Source organism: Paraburkholderia silvatlantica, from assembly GCF_003096715.1.
Taxonomy (GTDB): domain Bacteria; phylum Pseudomonadota; class Gammaproteobacteria; order Burkholderiales; family Burkholderiaceae; genus Paraburkholderia; species Paraburkholderia silvatlantica.
Genome location: NZ_QEOL01000016.1, coordinates 115,817 through 139,430, shown reverse-complemented (window position 1 = coordinate 139,430; position 23,614 = coordinate 115,817). Strand labels below are relative to the sequence as shown.

At 65.8% G+C, this 23,614-nt stretch carries 21 protein-coding genes; 12 read left to right on the top strand and 9 right to left on the bottom strand.

Annotated elements, in window-relative coordinates:
- The first annotated feature begins 35 nt into the window (after positions 1–35).
- From C7411_RS21460 to C7411_RS21445, 4 genes are all read left to right on the top strand, one after another.
- Positions 36–917 carry an alpha/beta fold hydrolase gene (locus C7411_RS21460; RefSeq protein ID WP_110386068.1) on the top strand — a complete coding sequence of 294 codons (882 nt, stop codon included), beginning with the start codon at positions 36–38 and terminating at the stop codon, positions 915–917.
- A gap of 24 nt (positions 918–941) precedes the next feature.
- Positions 942–1,973, top strand: coding sequence for a 2,5-dihydroxypyridine 5,6-dioxygenase NicX family protein (locus C7411_RS21455; RefSeq protein WP_110386067.1), 1,032 nt, complete (start codon positions 942–944; stop codon positions 1,971–1,973).
- A gap of 37 nt (positions 1,974–2,010) precedes the next feature.
- The gene (locus C7411_RS21450) at positions 2,011–2,655 is read left to right on the top strand and encodes an isochorismatase family protein (RefSeq protein ID WP_110386066.1); all 645 of its coding nucleotides are present in this window, start codon (positions 2,011–2,013) and stop codon (positions 2,653–2,655) included.
- A 225-nt stretch (positions 2,656–2,880) separates the two neighbouring features.
- Positions 2,881–5,169, top strand: coding sequence for a xanthine dehydrogenase family protein molybdopterin-binding subunit (locus C7411_RS21445; protein ID WP_110386065.1), 2,289 nt, complete (start codon positions 2,881–2,883; stop codon positions 5,167–5,169).
- Positions 5,170–5,247: 78 nt separating this feature from the next.
- Here C7411_RS21445 and C7411_RS21440 read toward each other — a convergent pair whose 3' ends face one another.
- Positions 5,248–5,691 (bottom strand): MarR family winged helix-turn-helix transcriptional regulator, encoded by a 444-nt coding sequence (locus C7411_RS21440; protein ID WP_110386064.1) that lies wholly within the window; start codon positions 5,689–5,691, stop codon positions 5,248–5,250.
- A gap of 567 nt (positions 5,692–6,258) precedes the next feature.
- On the opposite strand from C7411_RS21440, the gene C7411_RS21435 reads away from it, so the two are divergent.
- The 6 genes from C7411_RS21435 (at position 6,259) to C7411_RS21410 (ending at position 13,382) form a co-directional block, all read left to right on the top strand.
- Positions 6,259–7,569 carry an MFS transporter gene (locus tag C7411_RS21435; RefSeq protein ID WP_110386063.1) on the top strand — a complete coding sequence of 437 codons (1,311 nt, stop codon included), beginning with the start codon at positions 6,259–6,261 and terminating at the stop codon, positions 7,567–7,569.
- A gap of 439 nt (positions 7,570–8,008) precedes the next feature.
- Positions 8,009–9,034, top strand: a complete 1,026-nt coding sequence (locus C7411_RS21430; RefSeq protein WP_110386062.1) for a porin — start codon at positions 8,009–8,011, stop codon at positions 9,032–9,034.
- Between the two features lie 158 nt (positions 9,035–9,192).
- Positions 9,193–9,921: a GntR family transcriptional regulator gene (locus tag C7411_RS21425; protein ID WP_110386061.1), complete on the top strand. Its 729-nt coding sequence runs from the start codon at positions 9,193–9,195 to the stop codon at positions 9,919–9,921.
- Positions 9,922–9,926: 5 nt separating this feature from the next.
- Entirely contained in the window at positions 9,927–10,970 is a 1,044-nt protein-coding gene (locus C7411_RS21420; protein WP_243413269.1) for an ADP-ribosylglycohydrolase family protein, read from the top strand.
- Between the two features lie 34 nt (positions 10,971–11,004).
- On the top strand, positions 11,005–12,453 hold the full coding sequence (locus C7411_RS21415) for a purine-cytosine permease family protein (protein ID WP_110386059.1): 1,449 nt from the start codon (positions 11,005–11,007) through the stop codon (positions 12,451–12,453).
- Positions 12,450–13,382 carry a PfkB family carbohydrate kinase gene (locus C7411_RS21410; protein WP_110386058.1) on the top strand — a complete coding sequence of 311 codons (933 nt, stop codon included), beginning with the start codon at positions 12,450–12,452 and terminating at the stop codon, positions 13,380–13,382. Before C7411_RS21415 ends, C7411_RS21410 begins: the two co-directional genes overlap by 4 nt.
- A gap of 136 nt (positions 13,383–13,518) precedes the next feature.
- Here the strand turns inward: C7411_RS21410 and C7411_RS21405 are convergent, their stop codons facing one another.
- Together C7411_RS21405 and C7411_RS21400 are read right to left on the bottom strand one after the other, a co-directional pair.
- The gene (locus C7411_RS21405; protein ID WP_110386057.1) at positions 13,519–14,337 is read right to left on the bottom strand and encodes a peptidoglycan-binding protein; all 819 of its coding nucleotides are present in this window, start codon (positions 14,335–14,337) and stop codon (positions 13,519–13,521) included.
- A gap of 82 nt (positions 14,338–14,419) precedes the next feature.
- Positions 14,420–15,661: a hypothetical protein gene (locus C7411_RS21400; RefSeq protein ID WP_243413277.1), complete on the bottom strand. Its 1,242-nt coding sequence runs from the start codon at positions 15,659–15,661 to the stop codon at positions 14,420–14,422.
- A gap of 336 nt (positions 15,662–15,997) precedes the next feature.
- Here C7411_RS21400 and C7411_RS21395 point away from each other — a divergent pair, with 336 nt between their 5' ends.
- Positions 15,998–16,660: a hypothetical protein gene (locus tag C7411_RS21395; RefSeq protein ID WP_110386055.1), complete on the top strand. Its 663-nt coding sequence runs from the start codon at positions 15,998–16,000 to the stop codon at positions 16,658–16,660.
- Between the two features lie 60 nt (positions 16,661–16,720).
- Here the strand turns inward: C7411_RS21395 and C7411_RS21390 are convergent, their stop codons facing one another.
- The 6 genes from C7411_RS21390 to C7411_RS21365 form a co-directional block, all read right to left on the bottom strand.
- Positions 16,721–17,920, bottom strand: a complete 1,200-nt coding sequence (locus tag C7411_RS21390) for a DUF2235 domain-containing protein (protein WP_110386054.1) — start codon at positions 17,918–17,920, stop codon at positions 16,721–16,723.
- A gap of 147 nt (positions 17,921–18,067) precedes the next feature.
- Positions 18,068–19,138, bottom strand: coding sequence for a hypothetical protein (locus C7411_RS21385; protein ID WP_110386053.1), 1,071 nt, complete (start codon positions 19,136–19,138; stop codon positions 18,068–18,070).
- Positions 19,139–19,251: 113 nt separating this feature from the next.
- Positions 19,252–20,610, bottom strand: a complete 1,359-nt coding sequence (locus C7411_RS21380; protein WP_243413276.1) for an RNA polymerase sigma factor — start codon at positions 20,608–20,610, stop codon at positions 19,252–19,254.
- Complete coding sequence (locus C7411_RS21375; RefSeq protein ID WP_110386051.1) at positions 20,553–20,975, bottom strand: VOC family protein; 423 nt, start codon at positions 20,973–20,975, stop codon at positions 20,553–20,555. Before C7411_RS21375 ends, C7411_RS21380 begins: the two co-directional genes overlap by 58 nt.
- Positions 20,976–21,006: 31 nt before the next feature.
- Positions 21,007–21,429, bottom strand: coding sequence for a YciI family protein (locus C7411_RS21370; RefSeq protein ID WP_110386050.1), 423 nt, complete (start codon positions 21,427–21,429; stop codon positions 21,007–21,009).
- A gap of 213 nt (positions 21,430–21,642) precedes the next feature.
- Positions 21,643–22,260: a TetR/AcrR family transcriptional regulator gene (locus C7411_RS21365; protein ID WP_110386049.1), complete on the bottom strand. Its 618-nt coding sequence runs from the start codon at positions 22,258–22,260 to the stop codon at positions 21,643–21,645.
- Between the two features lie 88 nt (positions 22,261–22,348).
- On the opposite strand from C7411_RS21365, the gene C7411_RS21360 reads away from it, so the two are divergent.
- Positions 22,349–23,476, top strand: a complete 1,128-nt coding sequence (locus C7411_RS21360) for an MBL fold metallo-hydrolase (RefSeq protein WP_110386048.1) — start codon at positions 22,349–22,351, stop codon at positions 23,474–23,476.
- Positions 23,477–23,614 lie beyond the last annotated feature (138 nt).

The window sequence follows — 23,614 nt, the reverse complement described above, 5'->3', positions numbered from 1 at the left end:
GCGTCATTCAATCGAGCCATTCCTCGGAGCCCAGCATGCCCAGCACCTTTCTCTACGGCGCGCACGTCGCCGCCAACGGCATTCGCCAGCACTATCTGCGCTACGGCGGCGCCAGCGGCGCGCGCGCCGCGCGTGTGGCCGTCATCGTGATTCCTGGCATCACAAGCCCGGCCATTACGTGGGGCTTTGTCGGCGAGGTGTTCGGCGCCGCCTTCGACACCTATGTGATCGACGTGCGCGGACGCGGCCTCTCGGAAGCCTCGGACACGCTCGACTACAGCCTCGACGCCCAGGCCGACGACGTCGTCGCGCTGGCCGCCGCGCTCGGGCTCGAGCGCTACGCGCTGGTGGGTCATTCGATGGGCGCGCGCATCGCCGCGCGCGCCGCTTTGCGCGCGCCGCGCGGGCCCGCTTCGGTGGTGCTGGTCGATCCGCCGGTCTCGGGCCCTGGCCGCCGCGAGTATCCGGGCAAGCTGCCCTGGTATGTCGATTCGATGGCGCTCGCGCGCAAGGGCACCGACGCCGAAGGCATGCGCGCGTTCTGCCCCACCTGGACCGACGAAGAACTGCGCCTGCGTGCCGAGTGGCTGCACACCTGCGATGAGCGCGCCGTGCTCGCGTCCTACGAAGGCTTCCACACCGACGATTTTCACGCCGACGCCGCACAACTGAAGGTGCCGTCGCTGCTCGTCACGGCCGCGCGCGGCGACGTCGTGCGCGACGAGGACGTGGCCGAGCTGCAGCGCGCCACGCCCGCCATGCAGCATGTGCGCGTGCCCGACGCGGGCCACATGATTCCGTGGGACAACGCGGCCGGCTTCTATGCGGCGTTCGGCAGCTTCCTCGGCGCGCCGCTCGGCACCGAAACCGCTGAAACGGCCGAAACCGCACAGCCCGCCGAAAACGCCGTCGCCTGACGCACGCCAACCGGAGAACACCCGATGCCCATCAGCGACCATCAACTAATCGAAGCGTGGAAGGAAGTGCTCACGCTCTCGCGCCTCGAAGCCGGCCAGACCGTCACGGTCCTGACCAGCGCCGCCACGCATCCGCAAACGCTCGCGTGCGCGCTGATCGCGACGCAGTCGATGGGCGCGATCGTCAATCGGCTCGATCTGCCGCCTGTGAACGGCGACAAGGCCTTCAGCCGCGACTCGCTCGCCTATCTCGGCACCACGCCGCTCACAGGCAATCGCGCGGCCATTGCTGCGCTCAAGGCCAGCGATCTGGTGCTCGATCTCATGACGTTACTGTTCTCGCCCGAGCAGCACGACATCCTCAAGTCGGGCACGAAGATCTTGCTGGCCGTCGAGCCGCCCGAAGTGCTCGCGCGCCTGGTGCCGACGCTCGAAGACCGCACGCGCGTGCTCGCCGCCACGAAGAAGATCGGCGCGGCTCGCGAGATGCGCGTCTCCTCGCCCGCGGGCACGGCGCTCGTGTGCCCGCTCGGCGAATTCGGCCCGACCGCGGAATACGGTTTCGTCGACGAGCCGGGCCGCTGGGATCACTGGCCCAGCGGTTTCGCGCTGACCTTCCCCGACGACCGTACCGCGCACGGCACCATCGTGATCGATCGCGGCGACATCCTGCTGCCGCAAAAACGCTACGTGAACGAGCCGATCGTGCTGACCGTGGAAGGTGGCTACGCCACGAAGATCGAAGGCGGCGTGGACGCCGCGCTGCTGCGCGATTACATGGAAACGTTCCGCGATCCGGAGGGCTATGCGATCTCGCACATCGGCTGGGGCCTGCAGCCGCGCGCGCGCTGGTCGACGCTCGGTCTCTACGACCGCGAGGCCACCATCGGCATGGACGCGCGCGCCTTCGAAGGCAACTTCCTGTTCTCGCTCGGACCGAACAACGAGGGCGGCGGCAGCCGCACTACGACGTGCCATATCGACATTCCGCTGCGCGGCTGCACGGTCAAGCTCGACGATGAGACCGTCGTGCGAGACGGCCGTGTGGTCGCCTGATCGCAGGATCGCCCTTCATTTACGCAGGATTTTCAACATGAACGATCTTTCGCAACACGCCGAAGCGGCGGTTTATCGGCAGCAGGGCTTCGGCACGCCGCTGCCCGTGCTCGGCAACATCGGCCTGCTCATCGTCGACTTCGTGGTCGGGTTCGCCGATCCGGCCACGTTCGGCGGCGGCAACATCCTGCCCGCCATCGCGCGCACGCAGGAAGCGCTCGCGCTCGCGCGCCAGCATCGCTGGCCGGTTGCGCACAGCCGCATCGTCTACGCGGCGGACGGCAGCGACGACAACGTGTTCTCGCTGAAAGTGCCCGGCATGGCCACGCTCACCGAGGACCATCCGAACAGCGCGATCGTGCCGGAACTCACGCCCGCGAAGGGCGAACTCGTGGTGCGCAAGACGGTGCCTTCGGCTTTCTTCGGCACGCAGCTCGCGCCCTGGCTCTCGCAGCGCGCCGTGCAGACGCTGCTGGTGGCCGGCGCGGTGACGAGCGGCTGCGTACGCGCGAGCGTCGTCGATGCGATGTCGCATGGCTTCCGCCCGCTCGTGCTGTCCGACTGCGTCGGCGACCGCGCGATCGAGCCCCACAACGCGAATCTCTTCGACATGCAGCAGAAGTACGCGGCCGTGATGCCGCTGGCGCAGGCCGTCGCCGAAATCGAAGCGGCGCGGCGCTGAATGCGCGCGATATGTGCACAGTGCCGGCGCGGGTAGCGATGGCCGCTACGCCTGCGCCGGCATTTGACGCGATCTTTTTGGCCGCCTAACGTCACGCGTGGCCGCACGTGCCCTGCGTGAAGGCACGCCTGGGTTCACGCGAGCCTTCACGCAGGGCACGCACGTGGCCAACTATCTGCAGCCGATCGGGACGGCGCCCGCCCCGCCCCACAGGAATTCTCTGCCGTGAACCGTTCCGAACTGCTCGTGCGCGAGGGCTGCCTCACCGTCGTGCGCCAGCCCGCCCCGCCAGTCAAGCCCGCACCCGGCCAGCCGGGCAGCCTCTCGTCGTTCGTCCCCGCGGTAGCCGAAGTGTTTGTCGCCGTGCTCGACGACGGCCGCCTGCTCGCGTTCAACGGGCACGTCGATCTGGGCACGGGCATTCGCACCTCGCTTGCGCAGATCGTCGCCGAAGAACTCGACGTGCCGGCCGCGCGCGTGGCGATGCAGCTGGGCCACACGGCCGCCACGCCGAATCAGGGTCCGACGATCGCGAGCGCCTCGATCCAGATTTCCGCGACGCCGCTGCGCTGCGCAGCGGCCCAGGCGCGGCTTGCGCTGCTGCAACTCGCCGCCGAGCGCTTCGGCGCGGAGGCGCAGGCGCTCGCGACCGACAACGCCGAAGTGTTTTTCGCCGATGCGCAAACCTCGGGCGACACGCGCCGCGTGAGCTTCGCGGAACTGGTCGCGGGCCGGCGTATCGCGCTCGATCTCGACCTCAAGACGCCGGTGAAAGATCCGTCGGCGTATCGTGTGATCGGCAAGTCGTCGCCCCGCGTCGACATTCCTGCGAAGGCAACCGGCCAGCTCACCTTCGTCCACGACATGCGCGTGCCGGGCATGCTGCACGCGCGCGTGGTGCGGCCGCCCTACACGGGCATCGACAGCGGCGCGTTCGTTGGCCGTCTGCTCGACGAAGTCGATCGCGAATCCGTCGCGCACGTGCCGGGCTTGCGCGCTGTGGTGGCGCTCGGCGACTTCATCGGCGTGGTGTGCGAGCGCGAAGAACAGGCGATGCGCGCGGCGCGCGAGTTGCGCGTGAAGTGGAGGCCGCTGCCCGTGCTGCCTTCGCTCGACGACCCCGGCGCTGCCATCAAGGCCGCGCCCGCGCAGCGCCGCCCGCTGCTCGAAGAAGGCGACGTGCAGGCCGCGCGCGAAGCGCCGGACACGCAGACGATCTCGCGCACCTACGTGTGGCCGTACCAGATGCACGGCTCGATCGGACCATCGTGCGCGCTCGCCGACTATCGCGAACCGGGCGTGGGCCGCATCACTGTCTGGGCGGGCACGCAGAATCCGGTCTCGCTGCGCTACGATCTCGCGACGCTCATCGGCCGCGACGAAGCCGACATCGACATCGTGCGTATGGAGGCGGCTGGCTGCTACGGCCGCAATTGCGCCGACGATGTCTGCGGCGACGCGCTCCTGCTTTCGCGCGCCGTGAGTGCGCCCGTGCGCGTGCAGCTCACGCGCGGCGACGAGCACGCATGGGAGCCGAAAGGCACGGGCCAGGTGGTGGACGTGACCGGCACCGTGACGCGCGATGGCCGCATGACGGGCTATGACTTCGTCGCGCGCTATCCGTCCAACGATGCGCCGTTGCTCGCGTCCCTGCTCACGGGCGCCGTCGCGAGCGAGCCGCGCGTCTTCGAAATGGGCGACCGCACGGCGGTCTCGCCGTACCTGAGCGCGAACCGACGCTTCGTTTGCGAGGATCTCGCGCCGCTCGTGCGCGCGTCGTGGTTGCGCGGCGTCTCGGCGCTGCCCAACTCGTTTGCACACGATTCGTTCGCCGACGAGCTCGCGGCAGCGAGCGGCGTCGATGCGCTCGAATTCCGCCTGCGCCATCTCGACGACACGCGCGCCGCAGAACTGCTCGAAGCGGTGGCGCAACGCGCAGGCTGGAAAGCCCGCGCACCGCGCAGCGCACCGTTGCGCGGCGGCGAACGCTACGCGCGCGGCCGCGGCATCGCGTACGCGCGCTACGTGCACAGCCGCTTTCCGGGCTTCGGCGCGGCGTGGTCCGCATGGGTTGCCGACGTAGTGGTCGACCGGGTGACGGGCGAGGTACGCGTGGAGCGCATCACGGTGGGCCAGGACACAGGCACGATGATCAATCCAGATGGCGTGCGCCATCAGATCCACGGCAACGTGATCCAGGTGCTGAGCCGCTCGCTGAAAGAGCGCGTGCGCTTCGCCGACGGCAAGGTGGCGAGCCGCGAATGGGGCAGCTATCCGATTCTGACCTTCCCCGAATTGCCCGCCGTGGACGTGGTACTGATGCCGCGCCAGGGCGAGCCGCCATTGGGCGCGGGCGAATCGGCCTCGGTGCCGGGGCCGGCTGCGCTGGCAAATGCGATTTACGACGCGACGGGCGTGCGTTTCTGCGCCCCGCCCTTCACGCCGGACACGATCCGCGCGGGGCTGATTGAGGCCGGCGTGGTGCTGGAAGCGAAGCACGCGACGCCTGCCTGAGCGGCATTTTTGCTGTTTTTTTTCTACCGAAGATTCAACGACAGCAGCGAGAACAGCAAGAACGACACCCGGTGGCACTCACTCGTTGCCCGATTCCATCATCTTGCGCAGCAGGAACAGCAGTCCCACGCGCTCGCCCGCGTTGAGCGTGCCGTAGGTACGCTCGGTGACCTGCTTCGCGAACGGCACCGTGCGCTCGACCAGCGCGATGCCGGCGGGTGTGGTGCGCACGAGCAGTTTGCGGCCGTCGACGGGGTCGGGCAAGACTTCGATGAGCGCGCGTGTTTTCAGCCGCTCGACCACGCCGCGGATCGTGGCCTGGTCGATGGCCGTGGCCTTGACGATGTCGTTGAGCGAGCAGCCGTGGGTCTCCTTCACGGCGCAGAGCGTGACGAACTGGGCGGCGGTGAGGTCGGAGTCGGGAATCGCCTCCTGAAAGATGGAGACGTGACGCTGATAGGCGCGGCGCAGCAGATGGCCCACCTGATCGTGGAAGTCGTAAGAGTCCTTGTGCGACGGCATGAACGTGCAGCCCTGACGGGCCTCGATGAAGAAAAATATAGTGTACACCGTCGAGATAGTCCGACAGCATGTGAGCGACGAGAAGACTTGCTCGAAGTCAGCACGCACGCTCTGGAGACGACTTCACGTACAAACGCATCGAAACAATCTCGCAGCGCTAGATTGAGGGCCTGATACGTTCTGCGTTCGCCCAGCCGAAGCGTGCCGCGCACGCCCCTTCGCACGCAGAGCCCTCGACAGCACCCAACGCCCGCGCAAGAAGCACCGCACAAGCGATCCAGCGACAACACTGCATATTTGAGCGCACACGCACAAATACCGTGCTTGACAGCACCATTTCACGGCACTCCAAACAGGCAACCAGTACGAAAAATACACCTGAATTATCGGCACTATCGCGCTTTTAAGTGCACGCGTACGAAAACCGGAATGCTTTCTTCGTCCAGGTATTTTTATAGCGTATACGCTTGTATTTTGACGTGCTATACATGCACTTGTGAGCGCTCGATGTGTGCACGCATCGGACGGCCAACCTCAATCCGACTTGTCCCAACTGGGAGCCCATCTATGTCAACCGTGCAATCCGGCAGCGCCACCCTCTCCCCTGCCGGCGCGCAACACGGCGAGCTATACCGCAAGGTCACGTTCCGCCTGATCACCATCTTTTGTCTGTGTTATTTCGCAGCGTATCTGGACCGAATCAACATCGGCCTCGCGAAGCTGCAGATGCTCGACGCGCTCAAGTTCAGCGACACCATCTACGGTCTGGGCGCAGGCCTGTTCTTCGCCGGCTACATTCTGTTCGAAGTGCCAAGCAATCTGATCCTGCAGCGCGTAGGCGCGAAACTGTGGATCGCGCGCATCATGATCACGTGGGGCATCCTCTCGGGCGCGACCCTGTTCGTGACCACGCCGATGCAGTTCTACATCGTGCGCTTCCTGCTGGGGGTGGCCGAGGCCGGATTCCTGCCGGGCGTGCTGCTCTATCTCACGCAGTGGTATCCCGACGCCCGACGCGCACGCATCGTCGCGCTCTTCATGGTCGGGCTGCCGCTCTCCAGCATGATCGGCAGTCCGATCTCCGGCTGGATCATGCGCTTCTTCGACGGCGCGCACGGCCTCGGCGGCTGGCAATGGCTGTTCCTGATCGAAGCGCTGCCGTCGATCCTGCTCGGCTTCGCGATCCTGCTCTGGCTGCCTGACAGTATCGAGTCGGCGCCGTGGCTCGACGCACACGAGAAAAAGACGTTGCGCGCCAATCTCGACGCCGACCCGGCCGGCAACAAGAGCCACGCGCTCGGCAAAGCGTTCGTCGATCCGAAGGTGTGGGCGCTCGGCCTGATCGATCTGTGCGTGTTGCTCGGCCTCTACGCCGTGAGCTTCTGGCTGCCGTCGATTCTGCGCGATACCGGCGTCAAGGATGCCTACACGATCGGCTGGCTGATGGCCGTGCCCAACGCGGTCGCCGTGATCGGCACGCTCTGGTGCGGAGCGAGCTCGGATCGCCAGCGCGAGCGCCGCTGGCATATCGTCGTGCCGTTCCTCGTCGCCACGGTGGCGCTCGTCGTGGCCGCCAGCGGCACCCACGGCACGCTCTCCACAGTGATCCTGTTTTCGCTCGTCAATGCAGGGGCGGCAGCGGCTATGCCCGTGGTGTGGTCGCTGCCTTCGACCTTCCTCAAGGGCTCCGCGGCGGCGGGCGGCATCGCGTTCGCTTGTTCGATTGCGAATCTCGGCGGCTTCGGCAGCACGTATTTCATAGGCTGGCTGCGCGACACGTTCCACTCGCAAAGCGCGGGACTTTATGGCTTTGCGGTGTGCATGGTGATCGGAAGCGCGCTGGCGCTGTCGTATCCGAAGAAGGTGGTTAACCGCTGATTATCGCGGCCCGCGGGAAAGGCACTCGCCAGGTGCCTTCCCCATAGTTTTCCCGCACCATTTCGGAGGTTCACCGTGCTCGCTTCGGGCGCGGCAGCCTTCGACAGTACCCCTGCCCCAAGGGCGCACAGACCTTCCCGCTGCCCCACGCGTCCCTTTCTGCCCCACTATCGCGCGACGCGCTCCGTTCGCCTGAACACACGCTTCGCTCGTCTCGTCCCCCACGACATCCGCATCTCCGGCACGCCCAACGCAGCGCATCACGACGCGTCCGTAGCGGCACCGTGCCACACACCACAACCCAAGGTTTTCCCTGATATTGAGTCGCTTGACTTGTGCTAATTGGAACCTTAACTTTGAACTTGTTCCTACATGTACTTTTTTAGAGAACAGGCTGGCCAATGAAACGGCCCCACTCAACCGGTCACAAGGATCTCCAATGTCCACCCGTCCACTTCGTCACGCTTGCGTTCTCGCTGTCTGCGCGCTGCCGCCCGTTGCACGCGCCGACTCGGGCGTGACGCTGTACGGCATCGTCGACGAGTTCGTTCAGTACGTGAACACCGGTAACGGCTACACCGCCGCGGTCGGCTCGTCGGGACAGTGGGCGAGCCGCATCGGCCTGCGCGGGCACGAAGACATCGGCGGCGGCAACTACGTGGGCTTCGACCTGCAAAACGGCTTCAATCCGAACGATGGCACGTTCGCCTCGCCCGGCTCGATGTTCAACCGCCAGGCGTGGGTCGGCATCGGCGGCAACTGGGGTGAGGTGCGACTCGGCCGCCAGAATTCGCCGATCTTCAACGATCAGGGCGGCCTCGATGCGTTCGGCGCGTCGACCCAGGCCTCGGGCTTCAGCAACATGATGACCTACGCGGTGCGCACCAGTAACACCGTGTCGTACACCTCGCCGACGATGTCGGGCCTGCAGTTCAGTGTCTATGTCGGCTTCGGCGACGCCGGGGGCCTGCGCTCCGCGGGCGCGAGCTATCAGGCGGACGTTACCTACGCGAACGGGCCGTTCTCGGCAGTCGCCGCCATCCAGGGCGTGCGCAGCCCCGACAACAGCACGCTCGACCACACGGCGGAAGTCGGCACGTCGTACCAGATCGGCAAAACCACCGTTTATCTGGGCTGGAGCGGCGCGAAGTGGGACGATCTTGCGCTCGACGTGAATATCTACGGCATTTCCGCGCTGTATCAGCTCACGCCCGCTCAGGCGATCGCGCTCGGCGGCACGCTGCTGCACGACGAAACCGGCCAGGGCGACAACGCCCGGCAGATCGCCGCGCTCTACACCTATACGCTTTCGAAGCGCACCTCGCTGTACGGCGCAGTGTCGTTTCTGCAGAACCGCGGCGAAGCCTCATATCGCCTCGCGGGCTCCGCCAACGCGGGCCTGCCGCTCGCCTACGCGGGCGCGGACGCGCGCGGTGTCCAGCTTGGCTTCGTCCATCGCTTCTGATTCGAACCGCCAGGCCGATCATGCTGCGCGCAAGCCGATTCCCCACCCGATGCCACCCGTCAGAAAACATGTGCATACTTGTGCCTTTTACAAGGCGCGATGAGCGCACCGGCTCCCGCCGGCGCGCACTTGCACCGACTGCTCACGGGAGACTGAAGATGGTTCGAAAATCGGCCAAGGCGTCCGATGTCGGGCGCTCGAAAGCGCACATGGTCGCGGCGGCGCTCGAGCGCGACATCCTGACCGGGCGGCTGCCCTACGGTCAGCAGCTCGAAAGCGAGAGCGAACTGGTGGAGCGCTTCGCGGTGAGCCGCAACACGGTGCGCAAGGGGCTCGACCTGCTGACGACCAACGGCCTGATCACCCGCAAGGGTGGCGTCGGCTCGTTCGTGACGTTCAACGGCCAGGCGATCGACGGCTCGCTCGGCTGGACCACCGCGATCGAACAGGCCGGCGGCAGCGTGCAGACGAAGCTGCTGCAGATCGCCATCGTCGAAGACGAGGCGCTCGCCAAGGAGCTGCGCCTGCGTAGTTCGCGCTTCGTCGCCATCGACCGGATGCGCCTGATCGGTGACCCCTCCACCTTCATTTCGCTCGAACGCAGCCGCCTGCCGTTCTCCGACGAACTCGCGGCGCTGCCGCTCGAAGGTCTGGTGGGTGGCTCGCTGTACCGCACGCTCGCGGCCCACGGCATGGTGGCCGATCACGGCGAGCAATGGGCCGAGGTGGTCGGGCTCGAAGCCGGCGACGCCAAACTGCTCAAGCGCCGCGCCGGCACCTCGTTCCTGCGCTCGCGGCGTCTGACCCGCGATCGCGACAACCGCATCATGGAGTACGTGGTCAGCCTGCTCGACCCGGCTCACTTCGCCCTGCACCTGGAATTCTGATGTCGATGTCCCGCTCCCCCTCTTCTGCTGCCTCCGCAGACGCCCGCTTCGACCGCGCACGCGGCGCGTTCTACGGCCTCGCGCTCGGCGACGCCTTCGGCATGCCCACCCAGTCGCTAAGCCGCGAGCAGATTCACACGCGCTACGGTCGCGTCGCGGCGCTGCTCGACGCTGACGCCGACCAACCGATCGCCCCCAGCATGCCCGCCGGCTCGATCACCGACGACACCGAGCAGGCCGTGCTGGTCGCACAGTTGCTCGTCGACGGCGACGGCACGATCGAGCCGCTCGAGTTCGCGCGGCGGCTGATCGCATGGGAGGCGGCGATGAAGGCGAAAGGCTCGCTCGACCTGCTCGGCCCGTCTACGCGCCGCGCCACCCAGGCGATCGTCGACGGCGAGAACGTCCTGGTCGCGGGCCGCTTCGGCACGACCAACGGCGCCGCGATGCGCGTGACGCCGGTGGGCATCGCGGCCTCGCTCGCCAGCCCGGACGCCTTCGTCGACGCCGTGGTCGGCTCATGCATCGTCACGCACAACACCACGCTCGGCATCGCGAGCGCGGCCGCCGTTGCGGCAGCCGTATCCGCAGGCATCGCAGGCGCCACGTTGCCCGAAGCGCTGGCTATCGGCGCCGACTTCGCGCAGCGCGGCGAACAGCGCGGCTTCTGGGTCGCCGGCGCGCGCATCGGCGCGCGCATCCGCTGGGTCGCCGAACTCACCGCGCAGATGGTCGGCGACACGCTCGCCGACCTGCTCTACGACGTGGTCGGCACCTCAGTCGCCTCGCAGGAATCGGTGGTCGCGGCGTTCGCCCTCGCCCACGACGCCGCGCACCGCGGCACCCCCATCGAAAGCTCGCTCGCGACCGCGGCCAGCCTCGGCGGCGACACCGACACTATCGCGGCCATGCTCGGCGCCATGCTCGGCGCCTGTGCCGGCTACGACGCGCTGCCGCGCGAACCCGTGGAGACCGTACGCCGAGTCAACGCGCTCGATCTCGATCCCCTCATCCGGCAGTTGCTCGATCTGCGCGGCCCGCGCGGCTAAGGCGCTGCAACCCTACGACCCAGGAGACTCACCGATGGCTTCGTCAAGCAATTCCGCCAACGCAGGCAAAATCGAGGCGCGCGGCATCGAACCCGTGCCCGAGGACGAATGCCGCGGCCATCCGCTGCAACTCTTCTGGGTCTGGTTCGCCGCCAATATCAGCATTCTCGGGCTGCCGCTCGGCGCCACGCTGGTCGCCTTCCAGCATCTCGCGTTCTGGCAGGCGATGCTGGTCGCCGTGATTGGCGCGGCGGGCTCGTTCGCCATCGTCGGCGTGATTTCGATCGCCGGGCGGCGCGGCCACGCGCCGAGCCTGACACTCTCGCGGGCCATTTTCGGCGTGCGCGGCAATATCGGCCCGACCATCGTCTCGCTGCTGTCGCGCCTGGGCTGGGAAACCGTCAACACAACCACGGGCGCGTTCGTACTGCTCTCGCTGTGCTCGATCGTGTTCGGCACGTCCGCCGACGCGAAGGCCTCGCCTGCGCTCACGCTCGGCTTCATCGCGGTTTTCGTCGCGGCCACGCTCGTGGTGTCCGGCCTCGGCCACGCGACGCTGCTCGTGATCCAGAAATGGTCGACGTGGGTGTTCGGCGCGCTCAATCTGGTGGTCGGGGCGTTCCTCGCCGGTTCGATCGACTGGCATGCGGTGTTCGCCGCCGCGCCGGCGCCCGCAAGCGCTGTCGTCATCGGCATCGGCACGATCGCGGCGGGCACCGGCATCGGCTGGGCCAACGCCGGCGCGGACATGTCGCGCTATCAGGCGCGCGACGTGAAGGCCGGCGCGCTGGTGGCATCGGCGGCGTTCGGCGCGGGCATTCCGCTGGTGCTGCTCGTCACGCTCGGCGCACTGCTTTCGGTCGGCAACGACACGCTCGCTTCGGCGACCGACCCGATCGCCGCGATCCGCGAGTTGCTGCCGCACTGGATGGCGATCCCGTATCTGATCGCTGCGTTCGGCGGGCTGCTGCTGTCGAACTATCTGTCGGTCTATTCGGCGGGCCTCACGACGCTCACGCTCGGCCTGAAGGTCAAGCGCGTACAGGCAGTGGTGGTCGACATCGTGGCGATCACGAGCGGCTCCGTCTACTTCATGCTGATCGAGGGTAGCTTCTACGGGCCGTTTATCGGCTTCATCTCGCTGCTCGCGGTGCCGATCACGGCGTGGGTCGGCATCTTCATCGTCGATCTCGCAGGCCGCGATCACTATCGCGCCGAAGCGCTGCTCGACGTAAGCCCGCGCAGCGCCTACTGGTATCGCAACGGCATCGAGTGGCGCGCACTCGGCGCGTGGGCGATCGCGATCGTGCTGGGCTTCTGCTTCCTTTCGATCGGCGAGCATGGTTTTCGGGGGCCGTTCGCCGATAGCTGGCTCGGACACAACGGCCTTGGCTGGGTCGTGACGTTCACGGTCGCGGGCGGCCTTTACGCGATGCTGGGCGGCGCGCGCCGCACCCAATGTTTGCAGGAGAGCACGACATGAAGCTGGCAGTTCCCCGTTTGATTCACACGGGACAGGTCATCGTCGATCTGGTCATGCGCGTGGGCGCGCTTCCGCCGCACGGCGGCGACGTGCTCGCATCGGATGCGAGTTTCGAAGTGGGCGGCGGCTTCAACGTGATGGCTGCCGCAAGACGCAGCGGCATGGATGTCGTCTATGCGGGCGGCCACGGCGACGGCCGCTTCGGCGAACTGGCGCGCGAAGCGCTTTTGGCCGAGCGCGTCGAGATCGCGGCTGCGCGCACAACGGGCCGCGACACCGGGATTTGCGTCGCGATCATCGATGCGGGCGCGGAGCGCACCTTCGTGTCGCATCTCGGCGCGGAGGCCGAACTCGATCGCGGCGTGCTCGACGCACTCGCGGCGACCTCGCGCGACATCGTTTATGTCAGCGGCTACAGCCTGTGCGTGCCGGGCAAGTGCGCGACCCTCGCCGACTGGCTCGAGACCCTGCCTGGCGATGTGTGCGTGGCGTTCGATCCAGGCCCGCTGGTCGGGACGATCGATGCGGCACTGCTCGCGCGCGTAATGCGACGTACGCATATCTGGACCGCCAATTGCGGCGAAGCGCTGCGTCATTCAGGACGTGCGACGGCGAGCGATGCCATCGCCGAAATCGCCGCGCAAATGCCGGCCGGCGCCCTGACGATCGTGCGCGACGGTGAGCGCGGCTGTCTCGTGTGGATGGAAGGCGCGGTGCATCGCGTCGGCGGCTTCGCAGTCACGCCCGTCGACAGCAATGGCGCAGGCGATGCGCACACGGGTGTTCTGCTCGCGTCGCTAGCAGAAGGTCGCGCTCCCCTGGAGGCAGCGCGACGCGCCAATGCTGCTGCAGCGCTTGCAGTTACGCGTTTCGGTCCTGCGACGGCGCCTGTGCGCGAGGAAATCGACCGGTTGATCCGAACACGATAGCCGCTCATTGTGAGCAGGTGCAAATTCTGACGGCGGCATCCGTCATTGAATGAACTGATATGCATACCCTGAATATCGCTTTCAGGCAATTGGCCGCCGCCCTCGGAACAGCGCGGCCTCGCCACGCCGCTCCAGATCAGTCGGCCGCCAGATCCGGGATCAGCGAGGAACCGCGCTCAAAGGCATCTTCGAACCGGTCCAGCCCATTCGTGCCGCCGTTGACCAGTTGCCGTGCCATCGCCATGTTGCCAGCCAGCAAGGCTTTCTTGATCGCTAGTTCGCGGTCTGCAAGGAACAGTGCGAGCAGCTCCGCGGCGACGGTGGGATCGGAAGCGCGATCGGGATCGCTCACGAGGTCAACGGGCGTGGAGAGTTTCGGACCGTAGGTCTGGTAGTTGAGCCGCCCCGTCAGCTGAACGTATCCACGGCCCTTGAAGGCGGCGCCATCCGGCGCACCGCGGTTTCCGAGGTCTTTGCGATTGTCGTAGAGGTCGAAGGCATGTCCGGACGGTGAAGTATTGAATCTCGACTCCCCCTCGGCAATCGGCTCGAAGCACTCCACTTCGGCGCGCACTGTCGCGAGCGCCATCAAGACCATAGGCTTGTCGGATATGCGCGACTGCACCAGCGCTGAGAGCACCGAGGGCAAGTTCGACTTGATGTTGCCTATCGGCGTAACGGGGAAAATCTGGCTGACGATCTGGACGCTCACGGCAGGAATGGCGCTCGGCAGCGTAGTCGAATCGGCCAGACCGAGCGCCGAGAGCGTGCGCGGACCGGCTATGCCGTCGGGCAGCAGGCCCTCGCTCTTCTGGAACGCCATGACCGCTGCTACCGTTCCCTGTCCGAACATGCCATCGATAGCGCCTGGACTGAACCCGTGTGTCGCCAGGGTTTGCTGTAACGTCCTCACATCATCGTCGTTGTCTCCCTGCTTCAACGGGCCCGCGATCATGACGGTCTCCTCAACATGGTTGCCATTCCTGGCGACACGAAAATCGATGCTCGAGCCTCGCACCCATTCGCCTGCATCTCGCTCAGAGAGAGGGATCGAGAGGCGTGATTCTTGCGAGCATGACGGTGAATTCTTCCGCGGCGATCTGCCGGAACTTCATCTTGACCACGGCCATGCGCTGTTGGGGCGGATCGTCCGGGAGGAGCCGGTTCGCGGCGTCTTCGAGCACGCTCCCGCTGTCGTCGATCTTCGGCATGTTCGCAGACGTTTCGCCATCCTCAGCTTTCATCAGTAGCCAGATCGGCACGACGTCGACGAGTCCGACAGGAATCAGCGACGCCGCGCTTTCGCCGAAGTGGCGGCGCACGATCGCCTGTGAACACAGCCGAAGCGTGAAGCGGAACGGGAAGCCAGTTCGGATGGAAAGGATGACAGGGTCCGCCGACGCGACCTGCTCGACGGAGTTGATGCCTTCTGATTCAAATACGGAAACAATGGGAATGGTGACGCCGGTTAGCGAAAGCAGCTTGTCGGGCGGGTTTTCCGCTTTCTCGAACGGCGTGAGTTGAGGAAATCCGAAGCGGCGAACGATCTTGAGCAAGGCTTCAACGGGAAACGTGCCCAGTGCGAAGACGAGCGCCGCGCCGGCGCCGTCAGTTCCGCCCATCACCATGGCAAGCGGGGTCGCAAGGAACACGCGCAGCGCGTACCAGTACACATCCGAGACGTTCAACGCCCTACGGCGAATGCTGAGCACCGAGTCGCTCACGACGAACATCAGTGCGCCGCCGAAGGACGCGACCAACACCTGTTGCGTGATGCCGTAAACACCGGTTCTTTCAGCCGCAATATCGCTCTGCCCGAAGTCGTAATTGCAGCCGACAAGCGCCGCCGCGGCGTAGACCACACAGAGCATGATGACGAAAGGCGGCACGAACGCGGGCAAGCCGTATTGCTCGTGATAAATGCGAGCGAACAACCGGTCACACAGTTCGAGCCTCTGGTCCGCTGCCTCCCGCCATCTTTCGTCGCTGGGGAAGAGGCCATCGGAAATGTCCGGGACCGCGCGCTCGGCTACCAGCGCCTGAATGAGGCGCTTGGACCAGTAGCGCTGCAGATAGGCTGACAGCGCCTTGCCTTTGAGGCTGTTTTCGAACTCGCGATAGCGCGCGTACCAACCAAGACACAAGAATGCGATTTGCGGTGCGCCAGTCAAGACGGTCACGAACGCCGCGAGCGTGATGGCCGTTTCGATCTGCGCCAACGTCCGGCCGGTCAGCTTCCAGAGAAAGATGCCACCAGCGATGTTGATGCCCGCCAGCACCGCGCTCAATAAAAGCGCACGCGAAAGCGCTCCGAGATGCCCCTCATTCGGCGTTTGCGCGATACGTCCGGGTAGTGTTCCTGCGGCTGTGACCATGGCAAGACAAGCCTCCGCTAGCGGTATCGGAGCCAGCTTTGAACAGAACGCTTGCGTGAAATACGCCGATCGGCTGCGCAAAATACCCCGCACAGGTCGATATAAAGGTGATTTTCCTTTGATGCGTCTGTGCGCTAGCAAACACTATCCGCGGCTTTTCCATGCGATAAAACCCGCACTGATTTTCGTGAAATTTGATCTAATTTAAGGGCAGGCAGGCCAACCCTGGGGAGGCGATACATGAGCGACGAAAAGAGCCCTCAAGGTTGGTGGACCACGCTGCCCGGACTATTGACCGCCTCCGCGACGGCGATTACCGCTGTTGGCGGTCTGATCGCGATTCTTGGCCAACAAGGTCTCTTTCACAAGCCAGCGCCCGCAACGCCTCCCGTCGTGGCTTCGGTGGCTTCGGCGCCGGAGGCCCCGTCAGCGCCGGTGAAGGACGTGGCGGCAGCTACCGTAACGCACCCACAGACGGAAAACACCCCGCCGCTCGCTTCCGCAGTGCCGGCTTCCGTTTCTTCGACGCGTGGCGAAATCGGCAGCAACATGACTTACTTCGCTGGCAGCTGGCAGAACATCCATCCCGCGACGGCGGGAATCCTGAAGATCCAGATTCGCATAGCGGATTCCACGATGTTCGTGCATGCGTGGGGCAAGTGCCGCCCTACCAACTGCGATTTTGGCGAGGTGCAAGCGCAAGGAATCGGGAGCAACATGGACTCGCAGCCGGGCACGGGCGTGCGTGAGGTCACAGCGCAATTCAGGAACAATGTCCGACAGCTCGCGCTCACCATCCACCCGGCGCCGAACGATCATATCCGCGTGGAAGCCCTTACGAACTTTATCGACCAAAGCGGACGCGCGCCGCTCGCGAAAGTACTTGTGTTTCAGCGCATGTGATGCCGGCGGCTCGTTGAGAACCATGCAGCGCCCCCACTGAGCCGCGTGCCGCGTCAGCGTTTATAGCTCGATCTGAACGTTGGCTGCCGGACCTGTCCAGTCGAGATTGATATAGCTCGTGAAAAGATTGGCGGGCCGATAAAGACCTGGCGCCCCGCCCTCTACCGGCACCGCGTTCGCAGCGAGACGTTGCATTACGTGCTGGCTCAGTCCGAGCGCTGCGGGAAATTTGCGCAGGCCGGTCGCGAAAGGCGCGCCGGCCCATGGGCGATGCGAGATATCGCACGCATTTGGCTGCCACGGCGCCGGGCGTTCGAACACGACCCCTGCCGCCGCGAGACGGTTCGTCATCCAGACAAGCGGACCATTCGACAGCCCCGATTCGCCGAGACCGTAGCCCCCGCCCACATCGGCGTGCGCGCCGGGGAACAGGACCTGAACGACATTGGCACGGGCATTCCACAACGTCGGGGTGAAGTCGACGCGCTCCTCGTCCACCGCGAGCGCCTGGAATCCGTACTTGACGTGCGCGCTCAGGTCGTTGTTGCAGAACTGGAACTCATCGAGCCGCACCGGCGTGCCGTCGTCGTTGCGAATGGTCGGTATGCCGAGCGCGCCGACCGTGTCCCACACCGCAACCGCCTCGACAGGCACGTCGCTTACGAACTTCAACGGGGGCGACGGATGGAGCCCGAGTTCGACATAGTCGGAAAACGAAGTCACGCTATCCGCCAGCGCATGCAGGAGACCGGTTGCACCCGCGTGCATCGTCTGCTTGTATTCGTGCCACGCGGCAAGCCCCGCGCTATAGCTGGATTCGGACCCCGCCAGGAGTCCCATCGCGGTCCAGTCGAGCAAGCCCTTGTTCGTCACGAATCCCGCGAGCGAGCGCGCCGTGTAGGCACCGCGGCTGAATCCGACGATATAGATCCTGTCGCCCGGTTGATACTGCCGCGACAGGTACGTATAACCGCGAACAATGCGCGCAATGAGGCCGAGCCCGACTGCGCCGCCTGCCACTTTATCGAGCGGGTTGTCCCCGTTTCCTACGCCGTGAATATATTTGGCGACCTGCGCGGGCCCGCCTGCGGATTCGGGGGCCGCGATTTCGAGTTCGTTGTCGTTCGGTCCCAGCGGTGCCGAGCCCTTCAGGTTTTCAAACAACTTCTCCACGTTGGTGGGAGTCAGACCGCCCGTTCGGTCCTGAGAGTTGGGACCGTTCCAGGTACCGTCGAGACACAACACAATATTCTTGCTCATCACGGGACTCCTCGCAGGTTCGAGTGCGTTTGCTTCGATCCTCGAATCTAAGGTGTCCCACGTAAATCGCCATCAATATTCGAAAACGGAATGTGCGCCACCGAACATTTGTACGGAATCACATCGACGCACGTTACGGATTTCGCTTCAGTTCGCGGGAATCGTCACGACCGGCGCCTTGCTGCTCGTATCGGCCTCGGCGAGCGCCATGAGGTTCTGCAGGACGGTGAACGCGTATTTCGAGTCGAAGTCGGCGCGTTCGACCCAATACGCCGTGCCGTCGTACTCGATCGCGACATAGGCGTCCGCGGGCGCCCTCGGCCCCTGGTGCACGATGATGATCGGCCGCGTTTCGCCACCAATCATCCCGACCGTCGGTTTCGTCGCGCCGCTCTGCACCTGGGCGTCCGGCACCTGGACCTGCGCTCCGATATTCGTGAGGATGCCGAGCACCGAGCGCGTCACCATGGGAATGCGATTGCCGCCCTGCGCCGAGGGTCCATAGACGATCTCGTAAGTGCGCGTGTCCGCTGCGAGATGGAGCAGTTCGCGCACGCGCGCCAGGTCCGCCGAAACTTGCGGCGACTGCGCGCTGTTCGTCGCGCCGAGCGCGAGATGCACGCTGTTCCTGCCGTTCTCGCTGCGCGACTCCACGTTCAGCTCGCCGGCCACTTGCAGGCGCCGCAGCGTCTGCAACAACTGGAAGAAGCCCGCCGAGCCCGCGCTGCCCTCTTCGCCGAGCGCGCTGCCGTTCTGCAGTCCGCCGATCGATTGCGCGCTGATACGCAGCAGCAAATCGACCGGTATGCCGCCTTCGGCGAGCGGCATCACGAGTTCCGGTGCGAGCGGCCGGATATACGCGTTGGCGAACGCTTCGCCCGTGGTCGGCGAGAACGTGAAGGTCGGGCGATTCGACCAGGAGACGCTGCCGGTCGCGAGCGCATAGTTCGGCTGCGAGCCCGAACCGACATTGCCGGTCGCCCCCGCTGTCGAATCGAACTGATACGCGGCGATGATCGAACTCACCGTGAGAAAGGCGGGCGCGTCGCCGTAACGCAACCCGACCACGGCCGCGAGTATTTCGCGCTTTTTTGCATCGCCGAGCGCTCTTGCGTAATCGACCTGATCGGCGCGCAAGCGCGTCGGGCCGAGATGCACACACGCCGTGCCCAGCAAGGCCGAGCACGAAACCGCCAGAATCGTTGCTTTTGAAATCATCGCGAGTCTGCGCGCCGGGCCGCGCAAAGAGAGTGAGTTTGCGCGCACAGGCAGCAAGCGTTGTGCCCCGATATTTCAGAAGCGCAAGCGTGACCCTTCCGGCGATGACACCCTCAAGCGCGCGGCGCGCACGATTGCGCCCGCGCGAGCAGCACTTCGCGGTCGCGCACATTCTGCGTGAGCGCTGCCGCGCGCGCGAATTCCGCGCAGGCTTCGGCACGGCGCGCCAGCTTTTCCAGCAGATCGCCGCGCGCGGCCGGCAGCCACGGATAGTGGCGCAGCGCGGGCTCCGCGCACAGCGCATCGACGAGATCGAGCGCCGCTTGCGGCCCATGCGCCATGCCCACCGCCACGGCACGATTCAGGCGCACGACGGGCGAGGCATCGAGTTCGAGCAGCGCGTCGTAGATCGAGACGATCTCCACCCAGTCGGTCGCCGCCGCGTTCGGAGCGCGCGCATGGCAAGCCGCCAGCGCCGCCTGCAGCGCGTACGGCCCTGGCGCACCCGCGCAGGCCGCGCCGCGCGCGATCGCGGCAAGCCCGCGCCGAATCAGGAGCGCGTCCCAGCGGCTCCGGTCCTGATCGGCGAGCAGCACAGCGCGCCCGGCCCGGTCCACCCGCGCGGGCAGGCGCGAAGCCTGCAGTTCCATCAACGCAACGAGGCCGTGCACCTCGCCCTCGCGCGGAACGAGTTCCGCCAGTATGCGGCCGAGCCGCAGCGCTTCTTCGCACAGCGCGGGCCGCGTCCAGTCCGGGCCAGCCGTGGCCGTATAGCCTTCGTTGAAGATCAGATAAATCACTTCGAACACCGAATCAAGTCGCGACTCCAGGTCGGCGAGGCGCGGCACTTCGAACGGAACTTTCGCGGCCGCGAGCGTACGCCTGGCCCGCACAATGCGCTGCGCGACGGTTGCCTCGGGAACGAGGAACGCACGCGCGATCTCAGCCGTGGTTAGGCCGCCCAGCAGGCGCAGCGTGAGCGCCGCGCGCCCCTCCTTCGGCAGTACGGGATGGCACGCCACGAACACGAGCCGCAGCAAATCGTCGCCGATCTCATTCTCGCGCGCGGCGTCGAGCGCCTCCACGAAGTCGGGCGCGAAGTGCGCTTCGAGCGCTTCGAGATCCGCGCCCATCGCCTCGTGCGCGCGTGCATGCGAGGCAGCGCGACGCAGCCGGTCGAGCGCGCGATGTTTCGCGACGGTCATGAGCCAGGCTCCGGGGTTCTCGGGAATGCCGCTCGCGGGCCAACTCTCCAGCGCGGCGACGAACGCGTCCTGCGCGATTTCCTCGGCCACGCCCACGTCGCGCACGATGCGCGCGGCGTGGGCGATCACCTTGGCCGACTCGATGCGCCACACGGCCTCGACCGCGCGGCGCGTCGCCGTGAAAGGGTCGTGAGGGTCGCGCGCTTGCGTCACGAGCCGTGCGCACCCTTTTCGATCGCGGCCGGCGACATGTACATCAGTTCCCAGATGTGGCCGTCGGGGTCTTCGAAGCTGCGGCCGTACATGTCGGTGCCGCATTCCATTGGCGGGCGCTTCGACGTGCCGCCCGCCGCGAGCGCCTTGTCGACGAGAGCGTCCACCTCCTCGCGCGACACGCACGAGAGACAGGTCAGCACCTCAGTGCTTTCGCGAGCGTCCACGAGCGCCTTGTCGGTGAAGCCGCGCATGAAATCCGTGGTGAGCAGCATGGCGTACATGTTCTCGCCCAGCACCATGCAGGCGGCCTGGTCGTTGGTAAATTTGGGGTCGAACTCGAAGCCGAGCTTGCCGAAGAAGTCCATCGAGCGCTTCAGGTCGCGCACGCCCAGATTGACGAAGATGTGCTTATGCATGTTTGGAGCCTCACGGTGATCGAAAAAGTGCTCAGGATGCCTTAAGTTGTTCCTGCAGCTGGCGAAAACTCTCGACGCCCTCGCACTGCGGAAGTTCGTCGAGTTCATAGAGCTGCCGCACTTCGACCTCGCCTTCGGTGTGCTTGCCGAAGGGCGACGGGAACCGGCGCGCCCATTCGAGCGCTTCGTCGCGCGAGCGGACCTGGATCAGCGTATAGCCGGCGATCAGTTCCTTCGTTTCAGCGAACGGACCGTCGAGGACCGTGGGCTTGCCGTCCGTGTAGTGCACGCGAAAGCCACGCGAGCTGGGGTGCAGGCCCGACGCGTCGAGCAGCACGCCGGCCTTCGCCAGCGCCTCGTGATAGCGGGCCATCTCGGCGAATACTTCCACGTCGTCGGGCGGCTCGCCCGCTTCGGTCAACGCGTTGGCGCGCACCATGATCATGAATCGCATTGTCTTCTCCTGAATGTGACGTTTGGGGACACTCGAAGCAAGCGGCGCACCATGGGTGCGCTCATGAACACGACGCGCGGGGCGCACGGAAATCGACAACCGACAGCGAAATTTTTTACATGCCAGGGGAAAGTACCTGGTGAAGCGCCGCCCAGGCAAGAGTCTATTCCAGAAGAACCGTCGCGCGTCGGGGCCGCGCGCGCAGTCAGGCGCTCACGCGTAGCGCGCGAGGAAGAGATCGGCGGACGACTCGGCGACCTGGCGCTGCCGCGCCTCGTCGAGCGGGGGCTGGCCCATCGCGACCTGCGGCCAGAAGGCGAATGCCTTGACGATGCCGTGCAATTGCTGCGAGGCGAATGCCGGATCGGACGTTTTCAGGCGGCCATCGGCGGCGGCGGCGCGCACCCAGACCGTGAGGTCCTCTTCGCGCTCGCCGATGCGGGCCACCATATCGCGCGCGCGCTCCGGCGAATGGATGCCCGCTGCGATCGCCACGCGCGCGAGCTTGAAAAACGCTTCGTCGCTCAAGAGCCGCAGCTTGCGCATCAGCAACTCGACGAGTTGCGCGCGCAGCGGCTCGCCCGCGCGGTAGGCCGGCGCTTCGGCGGTCGCACTCGCATCCCAGAGCTGGCACAGGATCGCCGCGAACAGCGCCTCTTTGCTCGGGAAATGGTTGTAGACCGTGCGCTTCGAGACGCCCGCGCGCGCCGCGATACGGTCCATGCTCGTGGCGTCGAAGCCAGAGGCCAGAAATTCGTCGATGGCCGCCGCGACGATGGCGGCGCGCTTGCGGTCGGTCAGACGCTGAGGGGTGGCTGGGGTGCAATCCATTTCGAAATCTTACACCACACAGTTTACTTTTCGCCAGAATAAACTACACTGTGCAGTCTACTTCCTGTTTTCAAAGGCAGCCGCCGACATGACCTCGCCTTTCGCATCGCTGAGCCGTACCTTGGGCCTGAACGCCGCACAACGCAGCCGCGAGCTCTCGTCTGCCTCGCCGCAACACGACGGCGAGCGCTTTCGCAACGTGCGTCCGCGCCCGGCCGAGGGGCTTGGCAAGACGCTGAAGATCATGTGGAACATGATCTTCCACAAGCCCGGCGGCACCACGCCCGCGGGCGCGCTGCCCGTTCACGCGCTTACGCGCGAACAGCTCGAGGCCGCGCCCGATCGCAGCGTCTACCGGCTCGGCCATTCCACGCTGCTCTTCAAGCTGCGCGGCCACTTCTGGCTCACCGACCCGGTATTCGCCGAGCGCGCGTCGCCGTTCCAGAACCTCGGGCCGAAGCGCTTTCATGCGCCGCCCATCGCGCTTGCAGACCTGCCGCCGTTGCGCGGCGTGATCCTCTCGCACGACCATTACGATCACCTCGACCGCGAAACAGTGCTCGCGCTCGCCGCCACGACGGGCGTGTTTCTCACGCCGCTTGGCGTGGGCGACCGCTTGATCGAATGGGGCATCGACGGTGCGAAGGTGCGCCAGTTCGATTGGTGGCAAGGCGCGAATGTCGAGGGCATCGAGTTCACGGCCACCCCCGCGCAGCATTTCTCGGGACGCAGCCTGTTCGACGGCAACAGCACGCTGTGGGCGTCGTGGGTGATCGCCGATGCCGATATGCGCGTGTTCTTCAGCGGCGATACCGGTTACTTCGACGGCTTTCGTGCGATTGGCGAGCGGCTGGGTCCGTTCGACGCGACCTTCATCGAGACCGGCGCGTACGACCCGCAATGGCCCTATGTCCACATGCAGCCCGAGGAAACCGTGCAGGCGCACGTGGACTTGCGCGGCGAGTGGCTCGTGCCGATTCACAACGGCACGTTCGATCTCGCCATGCATCGCTGGCAGGACCCGTTCGAGCGCGTGACCGGCCTCGCGCTCGCTCGCGGCGTGACGCTCTCCACGCCGCGCATGGGCGAGCGGCTCGATCTGGCCGAGCCGCATCGTGGGGAGCGCTGGTGGCGTGAGGTCGTGCAGAGTGCAGAGCCGCGGCGCGCGGCGCGCCGGTGGTTCGCTTGCCGCGATGCGGGCGAAGCGCGGTCGTAACCCCAGTCCCATTCCTTTCTCCCCGCAGCCCGCGCGCCGCACGAGCGCGCGGGCACGCCTGCTGCTCGCTCCCCGCTTCTTCCCCATCGCTGCAAAAGTCTCCTAAGCTTTTGCATCAGGGCCCGCATCGCGCCGGGA

Bases quoted from the DNA above. Each gene is read 5' to 3' on its own strand.
- C7411_RS21460 (WP_110386068.1), top strand. From the start codon at position 36: ATGCCCAGCACCTTTCTCTACGGCGCGCACGTCGCCGCCAACGGCATT.
- C7411_RS21455 (WP_110386067.1), top strand. From the start codon at position 942: ATGCCCATCAGCGACCATCAACTAATCGAAGCGTGGAAGGAAGTGCTC.
- C7411_RS21450 (WP_110386066.1), top strand. From the start codon at position 2,011: ATGAACGATCTTTCGCAACACGCCGAAGCGGCGGTTTATCGGCAGCAG.
- C7411_RS21440 (WP_110386064.1), bottom strand. From the start codon at position 5,691: ATGCCGTCGCACAAGGACTCTTACGACTTCCACGATCAGGTGGGCCAT.
- C7411_RS21435 (WP_110386063.1), top strand. From the start codon at position 6,259: ATGTCAACCGTGCAATCCGGCAGCGCCACCCTCTCCCCTGCCGGCGCG.
- C7411_RS21430 (WP_110386062.1), top strand. From the start codon at position 8,009: ATGTCCACCCGTCCACTTCGTCACGCTTGCGTTCTCGCTGTCTGCGCG.
- C7411_RS21425 (WP_110386061.1), top strand. From the start codon at position 9,193: ATGGTTCGAAAATCGGCCAAGGCGTCCGATGTCGGGCGCTCGAAAGCG.
- C7411_RS21420 (WP_243413269.1), top strand. From the start codon at position 9,927: ATGTCCCGCTCCCCCTCTTCTGCTGCCTCCGCAGACGCCCGCTTCGAC.
- C7411_RS21415 (WP_110386059.1), top strand. From the start codon at position 11,005: ATGGCTTCGTCAAGCAATTCCGCCAACGCAGGCAAAATCGAGGCGCGC.
- C7411_RS21410 (WP_110386058.1), top strand. From the start codon at position 12,450: ATGAAGCTGGCAGTTCCCCGTTTGATTCACACGGGACAGGTCATCGTC.
- C7411_RS21405 (WP_110386057.1), bottom strand. From the start codon at position 14,337: ATGATCGCGGGCCCGTTGAAGCAGGGAGACAACGACGATGATGTGAGG.
- C7411_RS21395 (WP_110386055.1), top strand. From the start codon at position 15,998: ATGAGCGACGAAAAGAGCCCTCAAGGTTGGTGGACCACGCTGCCCGGA.
- C7411_RS21390 (WP_110386054.1), bottom strand. From the start codon at position 17,920: ATGAGCAAGAATATTGTGTTGTGTCTCGACGGTACCTGGAACGGTCCC.
- C7411_RS21385 (WP_110386053.1), bottom strand. From the start codon at position 19,138: ATGATTTCAAAAGCAACGATTCTGGCGGTTTCGTGCTCGGCCTTGCTG.
- C7411_RS21375 (WP_110386051.1), bottom strand. From the start codon at position 20,975: ATGCATAAGCACATCTTCGTCAATCTGGGCGTGCGCGACCTGAAGCGC.
- C7411_RS21370 (WP_110386050.1), bottom strand. From the start codon at position 21,429: ATGCGATTCATGATCATGGTGCGCGCCAACGCGTTGACCGAAGCGGGC.
- C7411_RS21365 (WP_110386049.1), bottom strand. From the start codon at position 22,260: ATGGATTGCACCCCAGCCACCCCTCAGCGTCTGACCGACCGCAAGCGC.
- C7411_RS21360 (WP_110386048.1), top strand. From the start codon at position 22,349: ATGACCTCGCCTTTCGCATCGCTGAGCCGTACCTTGGGCCTGAACGCC.